The sequence below is a fragment of the Ruegeria sp. YTSC325 genome (assembly GCF_059609525.1).
Genome location: NZ_JBXWLY010000001.1, coordinates 62,945 through 82,167 on the forward strand (window position 1 = coordinate 62,945; position 19,223 = coordinate 82,167).

The window sequence follows — 19,223 nt, forward strand, 5'->3', positions numbered from 1 at the left end:
TCCTGGAAACGGTTATGGCGAAAAGCTGTTGCCTATAGCGAAAAAGGCCCCGGCGTTTCCACCGGGGCCTTCATCATGGGAAAGAGCGATGGATTATTCCGCGTCTTCTTTCTTTTCTTTCTTTTCGGGAACGATCTCTTCACCGGTTTCCTGATCGACCACTTTCATCGACAGGCGAACCTTGCCGCGGTCGTCAAAGCCCAGCAACTTGACCTTCACTTCCTGACCTTCTTTCAGAACATCCGAGGGATGGTTCAGGCGGCGGTTTTCGATCTGGGACACGTGGACCAGACCATCGCGCTTGCCAAAGAAGTTCACGAAGGCGCCAAAGTCGACGATCTTGACCACTTTACCGGTGTAGATCTGACCTTCTTCCGGCTCGGCCACGATCGAATAGATCATGTCATAGGCCTTCTGGATCGACTCTCCGTCCGGTGAGGCGATCTTGATCACGCCATCGTCGTTGATGTCGACCTTGGCGCCCGAAACCTCGACGATCTCGCGGATGACCTTGCCGCCCGAACCGATCACTTCGCGGATCTTGTCGGTGGGGATGTTCATGGTTTCGATGCGCGGCGCGTGGACCGAGAATTCGTTGGTCTCGGACAGGGCTTTGCCCATCTCACCCAGGATGTGCATCCGGCCGTCCTTGGCCTGGGCCAGAGCTTTCTCCATGATCTCGGGCGTGATGCCCGCAACCTTGATGTCCATCTGCAGCGAGGTGATGCCGTTTTCGGTACCCGCAACCTTGAAGTCCATGTCGCCCAGGTGGTCTTCGTCACCCAAAATGTCGGACAGGATGGCATAGTTGCCGTCATCTTCCAGGATCAGACCCATGGCCACACCGGCAACCGGTGCTTTCAGCGGAACGCCCGCATCCATCATCGACAGCGAGCCGCCGCAGACCGACGCCATCGAGGACGATCCGTTGGATTCGGTGATCTCGGACACGATACGGATCGTGTAGGGGAAGTCGGTCGCCGCAGGCAGAACCGCCTGCAGGGCGCGCCATGCCAGCTTGCCGTGGCCGATCTCACGACGACCGGGGCCACCCACGCGGCCAACTTCACCAACCGAATAGGGAGGGAAGTTGTAGTGCAGCAGGAAGTTCGATTTGAAGTTGCCGTGCAGCGCGTCGATGAATTGCTCGTCATCACCGGTGCCCAGGGTGGTCACGGCCAGCGCCTGCGTTTCACCACGGGTGAACAGGGCGGAACCGTGCGTACGCGGCAGCATCGAGGTTTCGGCCACGATCGAACGGATATCAGTGGTCGAACGACCGTCGATCCGCTTGCCGCCTTTGACGACGTCACCGCGCAGGATGCCGGCTTCCAGCTTTTTCATCGCCGAGCCAAGGTTGGCGTCTTCCAGCTGTTCTTCGGTCAGCGCTTCTTTGATCGCTTCGCGGGCCGCGGCAACAGCGGCGGTTCGCTCTTGCTTGTCAGTGATCGCGAAGGCGGCGCGCATCTGTTCTTCACCGGCTGCAGCAACAGCGGCATACAGGTCCGCATAGTCGGGAGCTTCGAATTCAAACGGCTCTTTCGCGGCGTCTTCAGCCAGACCGATGATCAGGTCGATCACCGGCTGAATCTGCGCGTGCGCAAAGTTCACGGCACCCAGCATTTCAGCCTCGGACAGCTCATAAGCTTCGGATTCCACCATCATCACGGCGTCTTTGGTGCCGGCCACAACCAGATCCAGACGCTGTTCAGGGTTCAGGCGCAGGTCCTGCATGTCGTCCACGGTCGGGTTCAGGACATATTCGCCATCCACGAAACCAACACGGGCGCCGGCGATCGGGCCCATGAACGGCGCGCCGGAAATGGTCAGAGCAGCCGAGGCCGCGATCATCGCCACGATGTCGGGATCGTTGACCAGATCGTGGGACAGCACGGTGCACATGACCAGAACTTCGTTTTTAAAGCCGTCAACGAACAGCGGGCGGATCGGACGGTCGATCAGACGCGCGGTCAGCGTCTCTTTCTCGGTCGGGCGCGCCTCGCGCTTGAAGAAGCCGCCCGGAACCTTACCGGCGGCGTAGTATTTCTCTTGGTAGTGGACGGTCAGCGGGAAAAAATCCTGACCGGGTTTTTGGCTCTTGGCAAAGGTCACGTTGGCCATGACGCTGGTTTCGCCCAGCGTGGCAATCACGGTGCCGTCGGCCTGACGGGCAACCTTGCCGGTTTCCAGTGTCAGCGTCTCTTCGCCCCACTGCATAGATTTCTTAGTTACATCAAACATATGCGTATCCTAGAACGGAGCACTCCCGCCCCTGCGGGTCTCCGGTTTGCATGGCGGCCCCATTGCCGCCGACCCCATTTATCTTCCATTCGAGTGCCAGGGTCAGGGCACAACGTCTCAGATACCCGCGCGCATACATGAGATTGGTGTCAAAGGGAAGGGATAAGGCAGCCGAGGGCGTTTGGGTTAACAGCCGTCGTAATTCTTGTTGCCGCTTGCCGTTATCGTGTAGGTCCCGCCCCGTGGACCTGTATAGCATTTGGAGTAGGTTCGCCTGACGACGGGCGTGGGTCGGCGGTATGTCGATATCTTTCGGATTTGCGTGCCCCACTCGCAGGCGAGGCCGTCGCCATCTCCATCAAGATTATGAGGGTCGGAAACCGGACCACCAGAAGCCAAAAAGAACTTCTGAGCCGCCGCGCCGGTTGGAAAGTCGCTGCAATCATATGTGTCTACGCTGGGCGCGTCGGACCTTGAATAGATTGTCTTCCCAGCCGTCGACACACTGAATTGACCGTAGTTGCCCAAAGTGCATTGGTTTACCCCGCGCTCGGCCAGTTCTGCTTCGATCATGAGTTTACCGCGGGAGGTGGTTTGCGGCTGAAAGTAGGCACCGCACAATTCTGAAGTCGATGCCTGAGTGACTTTCGAAGACAGAGCCTCGGGTGAGAGCAGGTCAGCGGAGCAGGCAGTGATTAACATTATGGCAAAATAGAATGAAAGGCGCACTAGAGTCCTCAATTCGGCTAAGTATATGCTGGCGTTGATCGGAGGCGAATGGTCAAAATGGTTTAAGTCAAATTCAGGATTGAGAGCCTAGCCTACTGAGTGATTTTTGAAAGAGGCGGGGGTAACCGGCTCGCAATAATTGCAGGCTTGCACATTGATTTATTGCGCTAACATTCGTCCAAAAGAATGCATTTTGGGAAATATTGCTTTGCGTGTAGGCTGTTAGCACTGAACCCGCGGTCGAAAAGACGGAACGACGCCAAGGGGGTACGATATTCTTGTCCGTCAGCCGACCGACTAACTTGGCGTTTGCACCTAGCGGACAGAGGGGCTTCGAATGGCTCAAACCAAGAAAATGCTGGATCCCGATCCAAGGATCTATGACTTTGAAACAGAATACGAATTGGGGCAGGACAACGTTCGCCCGTTCGGTCTGGATATACACAATCCGGTCTTTTTGATCTCAAGCATCCTGATCTTTGCGTTCGTCCTGATCGCTCTGGCCAACCAAGAGGCAGCCGCAACGTTTTTTGGGTGGCTCAGGCCATGGCTAACCAGCACGTTTGACTGGTTTCTTGTCTTGTCGGTGGACGCCATAACCTTGTTCTGTCTGGTGTTGATCGTTCTGCCTGTCGGCAGCGTGCGCATTGGCGGTAAGGACGCCAAACCAGACTATTCCTATGCCGGGTGGATCGCGATGATGTTCGCGGCCGGTATTGGTATCGGCCTGCTGTTTTTTGGCGTGATGGAGCCGGTTTATTACAACTTCGCCGAGGGCGGCAACGCCGTACCGCTGGGCATTGATATCGCTGTGCCGGGCAATGAATACGCGGGCGTTGTGGGTACGATCCACCACTGGGGTCTGGAAGGCTGGGCAGTTTACGCTGCCGTGGGCCTGAGCCTTGCGATCTTTGCCTATAATCTGGACCTGCCGTTGACCCTACGGTCGGCCTTCTACCCGATCCTCGGCGAACGCGTCTGGGGCTGGTGGGGTCACATTATCGACACTCTGGCGGTGTTTGCCACGCTGTTCGGCCTGACCACATCCCTGGGTCTGGGTGCGCAGCAGGTTGCAGCCGGGTTGAATGAGGTGTTCGGCATCGAACCCAGCCCGACCGTCGTTGTCCTGCTGATCATCGGCATCACGCTGATCGCTCTGGGCTCGGTCCTGATGGGCATGGATGCCGGCGTGAAACGGCTGAGCGAGATTAATATGATCATGGCCGTAGGTCTGTTCATCTTTGTGATCGTCGTCACCGGCGTCGGAACTGCCATCGCTCGGTACTTCAACGTGATGGTGGATTACGTGACGCACCTACCGGCCTTGTCCAACCCGTTCGGGCGTGAAGATACCAGTTATTTCCATGGCTGGACGACTTTCTACTGGGCCTGGTGGATTGCGTGGTCTCCGTTCGTGGGCATGTTCATCGCCCGCATCTCCAAGGGTCGCACGGTTCGCGAGTTCATCCTGTGTGCGCTGCTGGCACCTACTGCAGTCTGCGCGCTTTGGATGTCGACCTTTGGCGGAGCGGCCATCGACATGCTGAACGCAGGCGGCGCCGAAGGCGTCCGCGCCACGGTGATCGACAGCTATGCGCCCGAGGGCGCGCTGTTCGGCTTCCTGAAAGAGCTGCCCTTGTATTCGATCGTGGCCCCCATCGCGCTGGTCCTGATCGTGGTGTTCTTTGTCACCTCGTCGGACTCGGGCTCGCTGGTGATCGACACGATCACGGCGGGTGGCAAGATGGATGCGCCAGTGATCCAGCGCGTATTCTGGTGTACGCTTGAAGGTCTGGTGGCGATTGCTCTGTTGCTGGGCGGTGGACTGTCGGCTCTGCAGGGCGCGGCGGTGTCAACCGGTATCCCGTTCACGCTGGTCGTTCTGATGATGTGCTACTGCCTGTGGCTGGCACTGAAGTCGGAAAAGGCGAAGATGTAGGTCTCAGACCTTTTGCAAGTGAAACGCCCGCCAAAAGGCGGGCGTTTTATTGAACCTGAGATGTCACGGGCATCGGTGGCCAGCAACGCAAGTTCCATCTTCCTCCATGATCACGGTGGAGTGCCCAGGAGAACCGCCAGGCATTGGCACGCCAGTCGAAATTATGAATCGAACGCTGTGCCCTCCGTTGAGACCTGCAGGGAATCTTGGGATTGGCTCGACGATCTTGAAATAGCCGTCGGGCGTCTGAGTCATTGCGCCCTGCTTTGCCAATTGCAGCAGTCCGGCTTGTTGCGGCAACACGTCATACGGTATTGCTTCGGTCGAAGCCCAAACCCCATCCGGGTCAAATTCCACAATGCCGCCCGGATAATAACGCAGTAACATCATCTGCAGTTTGCGTTCTAAACTGCCAGCCTGTTTCGTGTCCGGCGGGTACAGCACCTGAACGCCTTCATCCGTCACCAAATAGCGCCTGTTGTTCTTCACAATCGTCAGCCCATTAGAACTGCCTGAGCCCGACTTGACGCCTGAATGCTGGCCGGATGGCAACCGAATTTCGCCAAGTTTTCCGAAGCCGAACACATGGTCAATATTTCGTTTCAGTTTTGATGACACCAACCCTTTGGCAGCGATGGCGTCGCCTGAAGCGCTGTCTCTGAAATACTTGGGCAAACATCTTATGCCGGGCTCAAAATGCAAAACGTCCTTTTTCAGACCGGCGACACCCACGCCGCGTGTATCCCGTGGCGCGACAAACCGTTCTACCCGGTCCGTGTCGCCGGTGACTTTCCAAACGATCGGGTCGAACGCGGTGGCCAGAATGTAAAGCGGTGTTTCGCCGTTCTCGATATGAATTTCTGCAGCCGAAGTTTCCCGGTCCAACCCGGCAACCGCGACGTTTGATATGGCATAACCTTCATACCCACCGACCAGAATGATCTCTGCGTTGGCAGTTGGTTTGGGAAACTCGCACAATTGTGCCGGTTGCGCCTGTTGCCCGCGAAGGTTTGCTGGCGGGACGACGTTTGGGGAAACTTCGGCGTTGGCGATTTGTTCCACGACAATTGCGATTTCATCCGGTGTGACTTTGCCGTCTTTGTTCGCATCGAACTGCAGTACAGCTTCGATCCGATGCTGCGTCTTCGGAGACGGCAGTGACGATGACATCGCATTTTGCCAAAGCTCGGTCAGCGACAGGCTTCCGTCGCGGTCTCGGTCCGATGTTGCAAGGACAGTCTGGAGCAATACCGATTGGTTGGCGTTTAGAAAAGGCGTTTGTCGTTCGATTTCGGCGGCAGAAATCGCCATATCGGCATCCAAATCAAAGGCCAGAACGTTTCGAAAAAGATTTGCGCGGCGTCCAGCCTCATTCATAGCAGCGTGAACTTCTATGGCTTCGCGGGTCAGCTCGCCACTGGGCGCATATTGGAACAGTTGTCGAATTGTCTGTTCGGTAAAACCTCTTGGATCTCGAGTGATCTGATCAATGGTCTTTTGTGTCAGATCTAATTGCGAAACTATTGGCTCTTCTGATTGGGCGGCAACACTCTGAGCCATTGCGCTTACCAAAACGACAGAGCAAAGAAATTTCGAATTTTTCATAAGATATAATCCTGAAAAAACATCGGCTTTAAATTTGCTAATTTTTTTTAATCTCAGTCTATGCACCTGTATCGTCACATGAAAATGGTTAACCAATGGTTAGTAATTTTGAACGGGTGTCACTCGTATCCGATTCAGCACTTGCCCAAGACAAGACGCAAAAAAAACGCCCGCCAAGCTGGCGAGCGTTAAACCGGGCAACCGGTTTCAATTCTGGCACAAAAAGCGCTTAGCGGCGGATGCCCAGCTTTTTGATCAGGTCCTGATAACGGGCCTCTTCCTTGCCTTTCAGGTAGTCCAGCAGCTTACGGCGCTGGGCGACCATTTTCAGCAGACCGCGACGACCGTGGTTGTCTTTTTTGTGGGTCTTGAAGTGCTCGGTCAGGGTGGTGATGCGCGAGGTCAGGATAGCAACCTGGACTTCAGGCGAACCGGTGTCGCCTTCTTTGGTTGCGAATTCCTTCATGACGCGTGCTTTTTCAGCGGCAGTAATCGACATCGGGGTCTCCTTGTAAAAGGTTAAGGTTGATGGCGCAGGCCGGGATGTCGTCCAGCACAGGCCCATGGAGAAAACCGCACCGATTCCGATGCGGATGCGCGCGTATAGGCGGTATTGGGAGAAATGGCAAAGGGATTCTGTGACGCTCAGCCCTGTGTCATTTAACCCAGTGCGTTCAGCTGCGCCAGATCTCCTTCGGCGATCAGCTGGATATCATCGGGGGTCAGCCCCTCGGCCTTTAGCAGCTGAGCAATGGTCTGGCCGTTGATCGTGACATTGGTCAGACTGTCATCCTCGGTATCCGGTTCAATATGAATGTCGGGGTCTCCTGCACCCTCCCACGAGATCAGCAGCTTGTCCTCACCCGGTTGGAAGTCCATGACAGTGACGGCGGCGTCATCTTCTTCGGGCGTGATCACGATGTCATCCTCGCCTTCGCCGCCGGTGGCGATATCCCCGCTTTCGGCCAGAATCGTGTCATCCCCTGCGCCGCCATTGAGGAAATCAACCGCATCCTCATCCGCGCCATCCTGCCCGGTCAGCACGTCATCGCCATCGCCGCCAAACAGAACGTCTTCGCCTTTGCCACCGTCAAGATGATCGTCGCCATATCCCCCATGCAGCGCATCATCGCCCGCATCCCCGGTCAGAGTGTCATCGTCCTGCCCGCCGTAAAGCTCGTCCTCGCCGTCGCCGCCTGTCAGGGTGTCATCACCGAAATGACCAAACAGCGTGTCGTCGCCCTGATCACCGGAGAGCTGGTCGTCGCCGTCCTCACCATGAAGCACGTCGTCATCAAGGCCGCCCGTGATAATGTCATCCCCTTTGCCGCCGTGCAGCACATCTTCGCCCGCGCCGCCGATGATAGTGTCGTCGCCTTCATACCCGTTGATCTGATCGTCGCCGTCCTGCCCGGTCAAAAGGTCGGTATCTTCGGACCCGGCGATGATCAGATTGCCGTTCTGCTCCGTAAGCACCGTTCCGGTCGAGATTTCCGAGGTTTCAGGGGCGTCGATATTCTCATCCACGTCCAGCAGATTGCCCTCGGACAGGTCGACGGGTTCGTCTTCCTGGATGTCGTCCTCTTCGACCTCTTCCTCGGGCTCAAACACATCGCTGATTGCATAGGCCGCACCGCCCATGGCGGCCAGACCGAGTAGTCCGATCAAGAACATGGCAACCCTCCGTGAACGCAGTTCTCCGAGGGTGATTTATCCTATGTTCATAAGGCTTTGGTCAAAGGCAGGTTGGACTCGTGGTTAACTGTTTGTCACCACGATTCGGGCTGCTGGGTATAGGCGATGTATAGAGGGTGCTTTGGATGCCCCGCCTTTGTCAGCCCTAGATGGAACAGCGGTTGGCCGCTGCCGCGCAGCAGCGCCTCGACCGCCGGGCCGCGATCCAGATGCGCGCCATGGGTGCCCCATGCGGCAATGACCTGATCGGCCCATTCGACACCGTCTAGAATGGCGGCGTCATTCGCGGGGCCTACCGGATCGGCGGCGGCGCGCATCTTGCGTGGGTCAGTATCGCGCCAGGCAAAGATATTAGTTACCTGAAACGCACCGAACCCCAGCGCCCGCGCGCGGCGTTCGCAGCGCTCGACCGTAGGGTCATTCTGTACCTCGGTCGCGGTGGAGGGGTTCAGCATCACAAACAGTGCCTTGCGCCCCGCCGGATCCCAAACGCGGGTCAGGCTATAGCGATAGTTCTCGCAATCGGAATAGACGGCAGTCGAGGGCGCATCGCCCTTGGTATGGGTTCGGGTGATCATGCCCTTCGCCTAGCACGGCGATCAGGTGACGAACACCCGGCTGGGGTGCAATTCGCCGGATTTATAGATGCCGACGGCCACGGCTTTGCCTTCGAGCGAGGCCCATGCCTCATCGCCATATTCCACGTCGCTAGCCAGCACCATGCCCGGGTTGCCATTGCGCAGACGGGTCGCGCCTTCGGGAGTGCATTTCAGCTCGGGCAGGTCGGCGAGGCCGGTTTCCAGCGGGTGCAGATACTCATCCAGCGCCTCGGTTTTGGCCATCTCGTCGATCTGGTCGATGGACAAGCCATCTTCGACCTCAAACGGGCCGGACCAGATGCGACGCAGCTCTTTGACATGGCCGTGGCATCCCAAAGCGGCACCCAGATCGCGGGCGATGGAGCGGACATAACCGCCTTTGCCGCAGGTCATCTCAAGCACCACGTGATCGGCGTCGGGGCGGTCGACAAGGATCAGTTCCTCAACCCACAGGGGGCGGGCGGACAGCTCCACATCCTCGCCGTCGCGGGCCAGTTTATAGGCGCGCTGGCCGTCGATTTTCACGGCGGAGAACTTGGGCGGCACCTGCATGATGTCACCCAGAAACGGGGTCAGCGCCTGTTTGATATCGTCATCCGAAGGGCGCGCATCGCTTTGCGCAATCACCTCGCCCTCGGCATCGTCGGTGTTGGTGGCCTGACCCAGACGCACGGTGAAGGTGTAGGCTTTCAACGCGTCGGTGATGTAGGGAACGGTCTTGGTCGCCTCACCCAAAGCCACGGCCAGAACGCCGGTCGCCTCGGGGTCCAGCGTGCCCGCATGGCCTGCCTTTTTCGCGTCCATCGCCCACCGCACCTTGTTGACCACAGCGGTTGAGGTCATGCCCGCAGGCTTGTCCACCACCAGCCAACCGGAAATGTCGCGGCCCTTGCGTTTGCGTCCCATATCACACCTTGATTCATGCTAAGGCGCGCGGGTTAGCGGATCACATGGGCGCTGTCAATTTACGGGTGCGCTTTCGACCACACCCACGATCGGCCCCAGCGAGAACCCGATATCCGAGCGGCCCCTGGCACGGTCATACATGCGCGAGATATTGCCGTCGAAGAACAGCGCGTTGGGCGTTTTCAGCACGTCCCGAAACAGGCTGCCAAACTCGTGGAAGGTGACATAATCGTCCGAGATCGCGAATACCGCGCGGGTGCCATCGGCGCTGGTGCCCACCCCGTTGCGCACGAACAGAGAGGTCGAGTCGGGCAGAAAACGCGGGTGCAGCTCTCCGTCGATCACCAACATGGGGCCGGATTGAGTGGCAAAGCGGCAGTCCGGCGCTTTATCGACGAAATCTAGCGTCTCAAACACGTCAGCGCGGCCGTCGCGGATACAGAACACCCCATTGGGTAGAAGGCCGAAATTACCGGGGCCGGGGTTGGAGATGACGCGCATCTTTTCCTGCCCGTCCTCGACATAATGGCCCACGGGTGAACGGTCGTCGTGATACATGCCCGCGTTCATCGCAAAGGCCAGACGTTCACCACCGGGAGCCAACGCCTCATTCACCGAGGAGAAATGCCCCAGCAGATCGCCATTGTCGTCGTTCAGAAACAGGCGCAGGTCTTCATTGGCCGCGTCCACTTCGCACACAGTATATCGCTTGGCGTCGTGGGTGACTTTCTCACAACTCACCGCACCGGCTTGCGCGGCCCATAGGAGCGCGCCCAATGTGGCCAGCGTGCGGATCACTCGTCCAGATCGCGGCGCACCGCGTCCTGTTCGAACATGCGGCGGGTATCGTCCAGACGGTCGAACGTGTCATCCAGACGGAACCGCAGATCCGGTGAGAACTTCAGGTTCAGCTTCTTGCCGATCATACGTCGCAGTTCGCCCTTATTGCGGGCCAGCAGCTCGATCACGTCCTCCTGGCCTTTGCCGCCCAAGGGCAGCACATAGGCGGTAGCGATCTTCAGATCGGGCGAAGTGCGCACTTCGCCTACAGTAATTGACATACGGTTCAGGTCGGGGTCGTGGACATCTCCGCGCGCCAGAACTTCGGACAGGGTGCGGCGGATCAGTTCGCCGACACGCAGTTGCCGTTGGGACGGGCCGGGGCCATCGTGGAATTTGTTCTTTGCCATGACTTCGATCTAAGCCCAAATCCCACCTTTGCCAAGCAGGCGCGAACCGGGTAGGAGGCTTTGAGCCGACAAACGCGAAAGGACCAGCGCCATGACCCATATTCCGGGGATCGTCATCACAGGGGCTTCGGGCCGTATGGGGCAGATGCTGATCAAGACCGTGTCTGAGAGCGATCAGGCGCGTCTGGTCGGCGTTGTTGAACGTGCGGGCCATGACTGGATCGGGCAGGATGTAGGGACGGCTATGGGCGGTTCAGCGCTGGGCGTCACAGTTACCGATGATCCGCTGGAGGCCTTTGCGCAAGCGCAGGCGGTGATCGACTTCACCGCGCCCGAGGCAACGCTGGAGTTCGCCACGCTGGCTGCGCAGGCGCGCTGTGTGCATGTGATCGGCACCACCGGCATGACTGACGAACAGATCGCGGCGCTGGAACCTGCCGCGCGCCATGCGGTGATCGTGCGGGCCGGAAACATGAGCCTCGGCGTCAACCTGCTGGTGCAGCTGACCAAAAAGGTCGCCGCCGCACTGGACGAAGATTTCGATATCGAGGTCATCGAAGGCCACCACCACCACAAGGTCGACGCGCCCTCGGGCACGGCCCTGATGCTGGGCGAGGCCGCCGCCGAGGGGCGCGGGGTCAACTTGGCCGATGTGTCCGACCGGGGCCGCGACGGTATTACCGGCGCGCGCAAACGCGGCGACATCGGTTTCCACGCGATTCGCGGCGGAGACATCGTGGGCGAACATGACGTCCTGTTCGCCGCGCCGGGTGAACGTATTGTCCTGCGCCATCTGGCCACCGACCGGGCGATATTCGCCCGTGGCGCGCTGAAAGCGGCACTGTGGGGGCAGGGCAAAGCGCCGGGTCAGTATGACATGGTGGATGTGCTGGGCCTATGAGCCATAAACGCGGAGACCAAAGGCGCTAGGGTCAGCTTATGCGAACCGTGAAGTCTCGCGTAGTTTTGGGCTTGTTGCTGGTGGTGTTCTATCTGACGCTGCTGCCTTTTGTTGTGCATGGGTTTGGCATGATCCGTGTCGGGCTGTCTGAAGACGCGGCGCAGCAAAGCTATTTGTTTGCAGACGGGCAGGGCGTCGGAAATTTGGCGATGCTGGTTCATATATTTGCCGGGACCGTATTGGTCGCGCTTGTCCCTTTGCAAGTGCTGCCAGGCTTGCGGCGGAAATACACCCGTTTCCATCGCATTTTGGGCCGAGTGCTAGTCACGCTTGCGTTGATCACGGGTTTGGCCGGAATGACCTACATCCCCCTGCGTGGGACGATCGGTGGGTCGGTCATGTCGGCGGCCTTTTTCCTTTATGGGCTTTGCCTGTTCACGGCAGCGCTGATGGTGGCGCGTATGGCGTTGAACAAAGACCGTGCCGGTCATTGGGCTTGGGGCCTGCGCCTGTTCTGGCTGGCGCTGGGATCGTGGCTTTATCGGGTGCACTACACGATTTGGTTTCTGCTGACCGGTGGGCTGGGGTCCGAGCCCGATTTCTCGGGCCCGTTTGACCTTGTGCAGAACTTTGCGTTCTACGTGCCGTATCTGATGGCCGTTCAGCTATGGGTCGCCCGCAAGCGACGGGCGCATACTGGGGCTTTGCCTACACGTCCTTAATCTTGTCCGCGCGCAGCGGGCAAGACAGGTAGACGCCGAACTCTTTCCCGATATCGGCGCTGACGCGCGCATGAACTGCGCCCTGACGGTCAAGAAACCGCTGGCTGTCTTCGACTGGGAAAATCCCCTCGTGCCAGATACCGGGATGAATATAGAGCCCGCGTGAGCCGTCGCACCAGAAGGCCACCACCTTCTCGGGCGTCAGGTTGTCGCCGGGCAGGGCAGCAGGAACGATGAACGGCTTGTTGACCAGGGGCCAGAACATCTGACCGCCATCCGGGTGATAGTTCATGTGCCACAGCAGGACCTGATCACGAGGCGCGGTTTGGCGTGCGGTTTGCGCCTGCTGCGGATCGGCGGACCAGCCCAGAACATAGTGGCCTTTGACCGCCTCGTTCTCGCCATAGAGCACGTCGCCTTGCCAGTCGCATTTGAACGTGCCTTCAACCCAGCCGCCTTCGTCACCGGTGCTCTCGTCGATGGGCCGCCAGCCTTGCTGCGGCCAGCGGGTGATCTCGATCTCGAACCCTTGTGGGTTATCGACCAGACAACCATAGCCTTTGACGGATGCATCAGTGGCTCGGATCAGAGGCACCTCGTGCCAGGGCAAGGACGGCTTGGTGCTGGCTTCAAAGATGTACTCAGGCGCGGTCATGCGGCCCCCATATGCTTGTCGACCATGCGCTGCACCATCGGGGCGAAATGGGCGAAATCGGGGGTTTCCATGCCCGCGCGTTTGCCGGCCTCGTCCAGATAGCGGACCTGAACGATCTCTTTCAGGTTGGGGTTTGATTCGAATGCGGCAACTTCCTCGGCGCTCATGGGACCGCCTTGTAGCTCCAGGGTATGAACCGAGGCTGCCGACAGCCGGTCGAAATACGCTGGCTTGGTGGCGCACAGATACCGTTTGGCCGCAACGTGATAGCGGCAGCAATCGGTGATGACCGACGGAAAGAACTGTTCCAGCACCTTTGCGCCTGCGTCCTCGTGATGGCGGTCTTCGGTGTCGTCGGGGTGATAGGTGCCGAACTCGGACGTAAAGTGGCCGATATCGTGCAGTAAAGCACCGACGATGATTTCCTCAGGCATCCCGTTCTGTTCGGCAATCGTAGCCCCTTGCAGCATATGTTCGGCCATGGTGACGGGTTCGCCCAGATATTCCTCACCGCCGCGGCGGTCGAAGATATCGCCGATGAAGGCCACAATGTTGGTGCGGTTCAGGGTCGAGAAATCGGGTTTCATTCCGCCGCCTCCGGCTGTGCCATTTCCATCGCCGCCAGTGTGGACAGCAAGCCATCCTTGTCGGCGTAACACCCCTGCAACCAGCGCGATCCAGTACCGGAATAGCCCAGCCGCGCATGCAGGACGCGGGTGTTGTCGACGATGAAGCTCTCACCTGGTTCCAGTTTGAAGGACACACCCATGGCCGAGTCGTCGATGATGTCGCCAAGCTGACGATAGGCGGCGTAATAGGCCTCCATCCGGTCGAACGGGATATCAACAAACGGTGCAGAGGAGCGGTTGTTGAACCGGATGCTGACCAGCTCGCCATCCGGTGACAGCTCGATCATCGGGCGGCGCGACCGCAGGCAGACGTCGTCCTCGCCCTTGTATTCGAACCGCGCTGGGTATCCGGCCAGCAGGGCAAAGCCGTCGGGGTTCTGATCGCGCAGCTTTTCGGCGGCACGGAATCCGTCCACTACGATGGAATCGCCGCCCTCGGCGCTGTTCTCCAGACAGTAAAGGATTTGCAGCGTCGGTACCGGATCGCGATAGGGATTGTCGGTATGCGCCTGCAACCCCAGCCCGGTAAAAGCGAGGTTGGTCGGGTTCACCTCGGTCCGGACCTCGAAATAGGGGCCGTAGTTGGTTTTGCGCACATAACCGAACAGCTCAGCCACCTGCAGCAGCGATTCCGGTTCGGTCGGGCCGCCGGTTAGCTTGGCAAAGCCGAACTCTGCCACGGCGGCCAGCCAGTCGCGCTTGGCCTTGGGATCGACGTGGACCGCGTTCCAATCCGCGCTGGGCGGGGTCAGAGTGCTTTCCCACGTGGTGAGGCCGGGGGCAAGGCGGCCCATCTGTTGCGCCGGATCGCGGTCATAGATGTGATCGGCCAGCCAGCGGGCAGGGAAGGTTACGGTTTTGTCCTCAGGCTGAAAGGTGACGCTCAGATCGCCGTTCAGAACTTCGGCCGCGCTGACCGAGACATTGGCGGGGATGTCCCCGATGGTGATCAGGCGCTGACCATTGCCCGGCGCGCGGGTGTCAGGGTCCAGCGCATTGTCGCGCAGCCAGATGGCGTGAAAACGCGCTTGTGTGCCATCGGCAAATTCAACAGTCACGATCTGGGTGGTGTGAGTGGCGGTGCGCAGCATGAGGTCTCTCCTGTTCGGCGCGGGCTATGGTTGAGGAGATACGCCCCTCGTGGCATTAACACAATTAAACCTTATTGCGACTGAGGGCTGGAAAAACTTATGGCTCGAAAAAAGATCGGATTGCCGCCTTTGGACTGGCTACGGGTGTTCGAGGCCGCCGGCCGGCTGGGCGGGTTTTCTGCGGCGGCCCGGGAATTCGGGTTGACGCAGGCGGCGGTGAGCCAGCGGATCGCAAATCTGGAATCGTGGCTGGGCCGGACCCTGTTTGTGCGTGAAGCGCGTGGCGTGTCGTTGACGGTCGAAGGCGAAAGCTATTTGCCGCTGGTTCAGGACAGTTTGCAGGCGCTGGAACGCAATACCGAGGATCTGTTCGGTAAAGCCCCGCGCGAACTGCGCGTAGCGGGGCTGTCGTCGAACATCCACGCGTTGGTTCTCCCGGCGATCCCCCGGTTTCAGCAGCTGCGCCCCGAGGTGCGGGTTATGACGGATTCAGTCGCTCGGCGCTCATCGCTGGACGAAGAACGCACGTGGCTGCAAATCCGCTATGGGCGCGGCACGTGGCCGGGGCGTGAGGCGGAACGGATCGCGCCCGAGGTTCTGGTGCCCATGGCCGCGCCAGGCGTGGAATGGGGAGCCCCCCTGATCGACCTGCGAGGGGAGCGGCCCGCCTGGCGCGACTGGGCGCGCAAGACTGGCCATGACGATCTGCCGCCTTCGGTGATCAGCTTCGATTCGATGGAACACGCCCTGTCGGCGGCACGGCAAGGGATGGGGGTGGCGTTGGGCTCTGAACCTTTGGCGCAGGCCGATCTGCAGGCCGGGAGTTTGCGGCAGCTGGACCTGCCCGCGCTGAACACGAAAGACGGCTATTGGCTGACATGGCCCGAGGATCGGGCGAAATCCAAAAAACAGCGCGCGTTGATTGCCGATTTCCTGACCGCGCTACGGGGCTGAGCGATCAGAAGTCGATCGCGATGCCCTTCTTCTCCCAATCGCCATAGCGGGCGGGGTCGGGGCCGTCGCGGCCACCCAGTTCCTTGGGCTGCTCTTTCGCCTCGGCTGCGGCCTTGCGGCGGCGGTCCTCGGCCTCGGCCAAAGCGCGTTGGGCGGCGGGCGGCAGGTCTTTGCGGTCGTCGCTCATGAGATCGGGTTCCTTTCCGTGCTAGGGCTTGATATACGCCCCCGTCCGCGTTTGGCAATGCGGGCGAGGGTCACATCAAAGGCGGTTCCATGTCCGACAACGTAACGGCAGCGCGGCGCAGCGCGATCTATCTGCTGGATCAGATATTGGGCGAAGGGCGTCTGTTGTCCGAATGTCTGGCCGCCGGGGCATTGGACCGGCTGGACCGCGAAGACCGCGCCCGCGCACAGCGCCTGACGCTGGAAACCCTGCGCGGGTTGGAACGCGCCGACCGTCTGCTGGACAACCATTTGAACCGGACCCCTGCGTTGACCGTACATAACGCCCTGCGTCTTGGCGCGGTGGAACTGTGCCAGGGCGAGGCCGCGCATGGGGTAGTCAATTCTATGGTCGAGATCGTTGGCCGGTCGCGCAAACATGGCCGCCTCAAGGGTCTGGTGAATGCGGTGCTGCGCAAGGTGGCCGCTGAAGGGCCCGAGGCATGGCCCAAGATGCGCATCCCTCGATTGCCCGAATGGCTGCGCGACCCGCTGACCGTGGCTTGGGGCCCTGATGCCATCACCGGTATCGAGCAAGCGCATTTCGCAGGCGCGCCGCTGGATATTACCGTAAAAGCCGGCGCCAATGGCCCCGGTGAGACGCTGCCCACTGGCTCGCGCCGGGTACAGGATGGGGGGCAGGTCTCGACCTTGCCGGGGTTCGACGATGGCGATTGGTGGGTACAGGATGCTGCTGCAGCTATCCCCGTTCAGGTACTTGCACCGAAGGTCGGAGAGAACATACTGGACCTCTGCGCTGCCCCCGGTGGGAAAACCATGCAGATTGCCGCGGCCGGAGCGAACGTGACAGCGCTTGATGTGTCGGATTCTCGGTTAGAACGTGTGCGCGAGAATCTCCAACGAACGGGGCTGAAAGCCGAGGTCATCGCTGGTGACGCGCTAGAGCATCAGGGCCAATACGACGCGATCCTGTTGGACGCGCCCTGTTCGGCAACCGGTACGATCCGCCGGCACCCGGACCTGCCCTTTGCCAAGGACGGCTCGGAATTTGGCGGATTGATCGAATTGCAAGCACAGATGCTGGCCCATGCGTGGAGCTTGCTGAAACCCGGCGGGCGGCTGGTTTACTGCACCTGTTCCCTGCTGCCGGACGAGGGTGAGGTTCAGATCGAAGAAGCGTTGGATCTTTTCCCGGACATGCAGGTCGACCGCGAGGCGCTGGATATTGCTGGCATCGACAAGGATTGGATCACCGAAGAAGGCGGCCTGCGCCTTCGGCCTGACTATTGGGCGGATCGGGGTGGTATGGATGGCTTCTATATCGCGTGCCTGAACAAATCTGCCTGATGCGACGCTTTTCGATGACATGACGCGCGACGCGGTTTATCGTTGCGCTTAGGCGCCAGCAGAGCGCACAGGGCAGAGTAACGGGCGGCATGTCAAACAAGGATACCATGGCAAACCGGTGGACGCGGTTTCAAAACCGCCTCTACGCGCGGCTCAGTCAGCGACGCAAACCCGTCAGTGGTTTTGTGGGTGAGCCCGAACCCCGGACGATTGGCGCGTTTGCCCGGGGTCGACAGCTGGTCGCCGGAAACCTTCTGTTTGCAGGTTTTCTGGTCGAGGCGCTGGATACCGAGCTATGGGATGTCACGGCCCCAAGTACCGGTTTCGACAATGAACGGCACGGGTTTGCATGGCTCGATGATCTGGCGGCCGTTGGCGACATGCGTGCGCGCGAGAAGGCGCAGCGCTGGGTCTGGGGTTGGATTGCGGCGCATGGGCGCGGTCACGGTCCCGGCTGGGCGCCTGATCTGACCGGGCGTCGTGTGATGCGCTGGGTCAACCACTCTGCCTTTTTGTTACGTGGTACGGATGAAAAACAGCGCCAGCAGTTTTTTCGAGCTTTGTCGCAGCAGACTTGGTTTCTGTCCAAGCGCTGGAAAGCCGCCACGCCGGGATTGCCGCGGTTCGAAGCTTTGGCGGGTTTGGTTCAGGCCGGTCTGGCGCTGGAGGGTCTTGAACATATGGCAGACCCGGCCCTGCGCGCTTTGGCGCGGGAATGTGACAGTCAAATTGACCCTAAGGGTGGTTTGCTGACCCGCAATCCAGAAGAATTGCTTGAGGTTTTCACGTTGCTGGCCTGGACATCCGCAGCACTCAGCGAGCTAGGCAGGGGGACGCCCGGCGCACAGGCGGGTGCGATCAAGCGGATGGCCCCCACACTGCGCTGTCTGCGGCACTCGGACGGGGGGCTGGCGCGGTTTCACGGGGGCGGGCGCGGGCTGGAAGGACGTCTGGATCAGGCACTGGCGCAAAGTGGCGTGCGGCCACATCACGCCACTGGCCTGTCGATGGGCTACGCGCGCCTTTATGCAGCGCGAACCAGTGTAATCGTGGATGCCAGCGCACCGCCCAAGGGGCCAGCGTCGTATAACGCGCATGCCTCAACCTTGGCTTTCGAACTGACCTCGGGCCGACGCCCCCTGATCGTGAATTGCGGATCAGGGGAAACCTTTGGCGCGGAATGGCGCCGGGCAGGACGGGCAACCCCGTCGCATTCAACCTTGTGCCTTGATGGCTATTCCAGCGCCCGCCTGACCAGCCCTGACCACCGAGGAGCCGAAGCCCTGGTCGATGCACCGACTGATGTTCCGAACGAATTCGAAGAATCCTTTGAAGGTGCGAAGTTCATGGCCGGGCATGATGGCTATTCGAAAGTGTTCGGCCTGACCCACGCCCGTACGTTCGAACTGCGCTTTGACGGGCGCGAACTGGTTTGCGAGGATATTCTTCTGACGTCGGATGACCGTGCAAAACGGCAATTCGACAAGGCGATGAACGCCTCGAGCCTGCAGGGCATCGGATTCGATATCAGATTCCACCTGCATCCCGACGTTGATGCGGCGCTGGATTTGGGCGGCGCGGCGGTGTCGATGGCGCTCAAAAGCGGTGAGATCTGGGTGTTTCGTCATGACGGGGTGGCAAAACTGACCGTCGAACCAAGCGTTTATCTTGAAAAAGGGCGTCTAAAGCCGCGCGCGACAAAACAGATCGTTCTATCTGGCCGCGCAATGGAGTATGCGACGCGCATTCGGTGGACGTTGAGCAAGGCACAGGATACAGCCTATGCCGTGCGCGATGTGCACCGGGACGAGCCCGATTTCGACTGACGCCAAAA

Annotated in this window: 19 protein-coding genes; 6 read left to right on the top strand and 13 right to left on the bottom strand. The window is 59.7% G+C overall.

The window, feature by feature from the left end; genetic code table 11:
• Window positions 1–93: 93 nt before the first annotated feature.
• Together pnp and AC2FF7_RS00340 are read right to left on the bottom strand one after the other, a co-directional pair.
• Entirely contained in the window at window positions 94–2,241 is a 2,148-nt protein-coding gene (gene pnp / locus AC2FF7_RS00335) for a polyribonucleotide nucleotidyltransferase (RefSeq protein ID WP_480868604.1), read from the bottom strand.
• 186 nt (window positions 2,242–2,427) lie between these two features.
• Entirely contained in the window at window positions 2,428–2,814 is a 387-nt protein-coding gene (locus tag AC2FF7_RS00340) for an excalibur calcium-binding domain-containing protein (protein ID WP_496850321.1), read from the bottom strand.
• 493 nt (window positions 2,815–3,307) lie between these two features.
• Here AC2FF7_RS00340 and AC2FF7_RS00345 point away from each other — a divergent pair, with 493 nt between their 5' ends.
• The gene (locus AC2FF7_RS00345; protein WP_170353689.1) at window positions 3,308–4,909 is read left to right on the top strand and encodes a BCCT family transporter; all 1,602 of its coding nucleotides are present in this window, start codon (window positions 3,308–3,310) and stop codon (window positions 4,907–4,909) included.
• 63 nt (window positions 4,910–4,972) lie between these two features.
• On the opposite strand, the gene AC2FF7_RS00350 is transcribed toward AC2FF7_RS00345, so the two are convergent.
• The 7 genes from AC2FF7_RS00350 to rbfA form a co-directional block, all read right to left on the bottom strand.
• Entirely contained in the window at window positions 4,973–6,469 is a 1,497-nt protein-coding gene (locus AC2FF7_RS00350) for an EF-hand domain-containing protein (RefSeq protein WP_496905017.1), read from the bottom strand.
• 274 nt (window positions 6,470–6,743) lie between these two features.
• A complete protein-coding gene (gene rpsO / locus AC2FF7_RS00355; RefSeq protein ID WP_039528663.1) occupies window positions 6,744–7,013 on the bottom strand; it encodes a 30S ribosomal protein S15 in 270 nt (89 codons plus the stop codon).
• Between the two features lie 161 nt (window positions 7,014–7,174).
• Window positions 7,175–8,188: a calcium-binding protein gene (locus tag AC2FF7_RS00360; protein WP_496905018.1), complete on the bottom strand. Its 1,014-nt coding sequence runs from the start codon at window positions 8,186–8,188 to the stop codon at window positions 7,175–7,177.
• Window positions 8,189–8,283: 95 nt separating this feature from the next.
• Window positions 8,284–8,787, bottom strand: coding sequence for a DUF1643 domain-containing protein (locus tag AC2FF7_RS00365; protein ID WP_480868596.1), 504 nt, complete (start codon window positions 8,785–8,787; stop codon window positions 8,284–8,286).
• A 21-nt stretch (window positions 8,788–8,808) separates the two neighbouring features.
• Entirely contained in the window at window positions 8,809–9,714 is a 906-nt protein-coding gene (gene truB, locus AC2FF7_RS00370) for a tRNA pseudouridine(55) synthase TruB (protein ID WP_496905019.1), read from the bottom strand.
• Between the two features lie 54 nt (window positions 9,715–9,768).
• Window positions 9,769–10,512, bottom strand: a complete 744-nt coding sequence (locus AC2FF7_RS00375) for a phosphodiester glycosidase family protein (protein WP_480868592.1) — start codon at window positions 10,510–10,512, stop codon at window positions 9,769–9,771.
• Complete coding sequence (rbfA, locus tag AC2FF7_RS00380) at window positions 10,509–10,904, bottom strand: 30S ribosome-binding factor RbfA (RefSeq protein WP_170353683.1); 396 nt, start codon at window positions 10,902–10,904, stop codon at window positions 10,509–10,511. Before rbfA ends, AC2FF7_RS00375 begins: the two co-directional genes overlap by 4 nt.
• Before the next feature lie 91 nt (window positions 10,905–10,995).
• On the opposite strand from rbfA, the gene dapB reads away from it, so the two are divergent.
• Together dapB and AC2FF7_RS00390 are read left to right on the top strand one after the other, a co-directional pair.
• Window positions 10,996–11,805 carry a 4-hydroxy-tetrahydrodipicolinate reductase gene (gene dapB, locus AC2FF7_RS00385; RefSeq protein ID WP_170755981.1) on the top strand — a complete coding sequence of 270 codons (810 nt, stop codon included), beginning with the start codon at window positions 10,996–10,998 and terminating at the stop codon, window positions 11,803–11,805.
• A gap of 38 nt (window positions 11,806–11,843) precedes the next feature.
• Window positions 11,844–12,527, top strand: coding sequence for a DUF2306 domain-containing protein (locus AC2FF7_RS00390; RefSeq protein WP_480868589.1), 684 nt, complete (start codon window positions 11,844–11,846; stop codon window positions 12,525–12,527).
• On the opposite strand, the gene AC2FF7_RS00395 is transcribed toward AC2FF7_RS00390, so the two are convergent.
• From AC2FF7_RS00395 to tmpA, 3 genes are read right to left on the bottom strand one after another with little or no spacing between them, the layout of a single operon-like run.
• Window positions 12,514–13,182: an ureidoglycolate lyase gene (locus AC2FF7_RS00395; RefSeq protein WP_480868588.1), complete on the bottom strand. Its 669-nt coding sequence runs from the start codon at window positions 13,180–13,182 to the stop codon at window positions 12,514–12,516. The two genes, AC2FF7_RS00390 and AC2FF7_RS00395, sit on opposite strands and share 14 nt — an antisense overlap.
• Complete coding sequence (gene tmpB / locus AC2FF7_RS00400) at window positions 13,179–13,769, bottom strand: (R)-1-hydroxy-2-trimethylaminoethylphosphonate oxygenase (RefSeq protein WP_170755984.1); 591 nt, start codon at window positions 13,767–13,769, stop codon at window positions 13,179–13,181. The genes AC2FF7_RS00395 and tmpB overlap by 4 nt, the downstream gene beginning before the upstream one ends.
• On the bottom strand, window positions 13,766–14,902 hold the full coding sequence (gene tmpA, locus AC2FF7_RS00405) for a 2-trimethylaminoethylphosphonate dioxygenase (protein WP_496905020.1): 1,137 nt from the start codon (window positions 14,900–14,902) through the stop codon (window positions 13,766–13,768). Before tmpA ends, tmpB begins: the two co-directional genes overlap by 4 nt.
• A 99-nt stretch (window positions 14,903–15,001) precedes the next feature.
• On the opposite strand from tmpA, the gene AC2FF7_RS00410 reads away from it, so the two are divergent.
• Window positions 15,002–15,856 carry a LysR family transcriptional regulator gene (locus AC2FF7_RS00410; RefSeq protein ID WP_480868584.1) on the top strand — a complete coding sequence of 285 codons (855 nt, stop codon included), beginning with the start codon at window positions 15,002–15,004 and terminating at the stop codon, window positions 15,854–15,856.
• Between the two features lie 4 nt (window positions 15,857–15,860).
• On the opposite strand, the gene AC2FF7_RS00415 is transcribed toward AC2FF7_RS00410, so the two are convergent.
• Window positions 15,861–16,043, bottom strand: coding sequence for a DUF1674 domain-containing protein (locus AC2FF7_RS00415; protein ID WP_170353677.1), 183 nt, complete (start codon window positions 16,041–16,043; stop codon window positions 15,861–15,863).
• Window positions 16,044–16,132: 89 nt separating this feature from the next.
• Between AC2FF7_RS00415 and AC2FF7_RS00420 the strand changes: the two genes are divergently transcribed.
• Window positions 16,133–17,389 (top strand): RsmB/NOP family class I SAM-dependent RNA methyltransferase, encoded by a 1,257-nt coding sequence (locus AC2FF7_RS00420; RefSeq protein ID WP_480868582.1) that lies wholly within the window; start codon window positions 16,133–16,135, stop codon window positions 17,387–17,389.
• Between the two features lie 89 nt (window positions 17,390–17,478).
• Window positions 17,479–19,215 carry a heparinase II/III family protein gene (locus AC2FF7_RS00425; RefSeq protein ID WP_496905021.1) on the top strand — a complete coding sequence of 579 codons (1,737 nt, stop codon included), beginning with the start codon at window positions 17,479–17,481 and terminating at the stop codon, window positions 19,213–19,215.
• Window positions 19,216–19,223 lie beyond the last annotated feature (8 nt).

What these genes read in the sequence shown, in the direction of transcription:
- pnp (WP_480868604.1), bottom strand. Translation starts at nt 2,241, where the DNA reads ATGTTTGATGTAACTAAGAAATCTATGCAGTGGGGCGAAGAGACGCTG.
- AC2FF7_RS00340 (WP_496850321.1), bottom strand. Translation starts at nt 2,814, where the DNA reads ATGATCGAAGCAGAACTGGCCGAGCGCGGGGTAAACCAATGCACTTTG.
- AC2FF7_RS00345 (WP_170353689.1), top strand. Translation starts at nt 3,308, where the DNA reads ATGGCTCAAACCAAGAAAATGCTGGATCCCGATCCAAGGATCTATGAC.
- AC2FF7_RS00350 (WP_496905017.1), bottom strand. Translation starts at nt 6,469, where the DNA reads ATGGCTCAGAGTGTTGCCGCCCAATCAGAAGAGCCAATAGTTTCGCAA.
- rpsO (WP_039528663.1), bottom strand. Translation starts at nt 7,013, where the DNA reads ATGTCGATTACTGCCGCTGAAAAAGCACGCGTCATGAAGGAATTCGCA.
- AC2FF7_RS00360 (WP_496905018.1), bottom strand. Translation starts at nt 8,188, where the DNA reads ATGTTCTTGATCGGACTACTCGGTCTGGCCGCCATGGGCGGTGCGGCC.
- AC2FF7_RS00365 (WP_480868596.1), bottom strand. Translation starts at nt 8,787, where the DNA reads ATGATCACCCGAACCCATACCAAGGGCGATGCGCCCTCGACTGCCGTC.
- truB (WP_496905019.1), bottom strand. Translation starts at nt 9,714, where the DNA reads ATGGGACGCAAACGCAAGGGCCGCGACATTTCCGGTTGGCTGGTGGTG.
- rbfA (WP_170353683.1), bottom strand. Translation starts at nt 10,904, where the DNA reads ATGGCAAAGAACAAATTCCACGATGGCCCCGGCCCGTCCCAACGGCAA.
- dapB (WP_170755981.1), top strand. Translation starts at nt 10,996, where the DNA reads ATGACCCATATTCCGGGGATCGTCATCACAGGGGCTTCGGGCCGTATG.
- AC2FF7_RS00390 (WP_480868589.1), top strand. Translation starts at nt 11,844, where the DNA reads ATGCGAACCGTGAAGTCTCGCGTAGTTTTGGGCTTGTTGCTGGTGGTG.
- AC2FF7_RS00395 (WP_480868588.1), bottom strand. Translation starts at nt 13,182, where the DNA reads ATGACCGCGCCTGAGTACATCTTTGAAGCCAGCACCAAGCCGTCCTTG.
- tmpB (WP_170755984.1), bottom strand. Translation starts at nt 13,769, where the DNA reads ATGAAACCCGATTTCTCGACCCTGAACCGCACCAACATTGTGGCCTTC.
- tmpA (WP_496905020.1), bottom strand. Translation starts at nt 14,902, where the DNA reads ATGCTGCGCACCGCCACTCACACCACCCAGATCGTGACTGTTGAATTT.
- AC2FF7_RS00410 (WP_480868584.1), top strand. Translation starts at nt 15,002, where the DNA reads ATGGCTCGAAAAAAGATCGGATTGCCGCCTTTGGACTGGCTACGGGTG.
- AC2FF7_RS00415 (WP_170353677.1), bottom strand. Translation starts at nt 16,043, where the DNA reads ATGAGCGACGACCGCAAAGACCTGCCGCCCGCCGCCCAACGCGCTTTG.
- AC2FF7_RS00420 (WP_480868582.1), top strand. Translation starts at nt 16,133, where the DNA reads ATGTCCGACAACGTAACGGCAGCGCGGCGCAGCGCGATCTATCTGCTG.
- AC2FF7_RS00425 (WP_496905021.1), top strand. Translation starts at nt 17,479, where the DNA reads ATGTCAAACAAGGATACCATGGCAAACCGGTGGACGCGGTTTCAAAAC.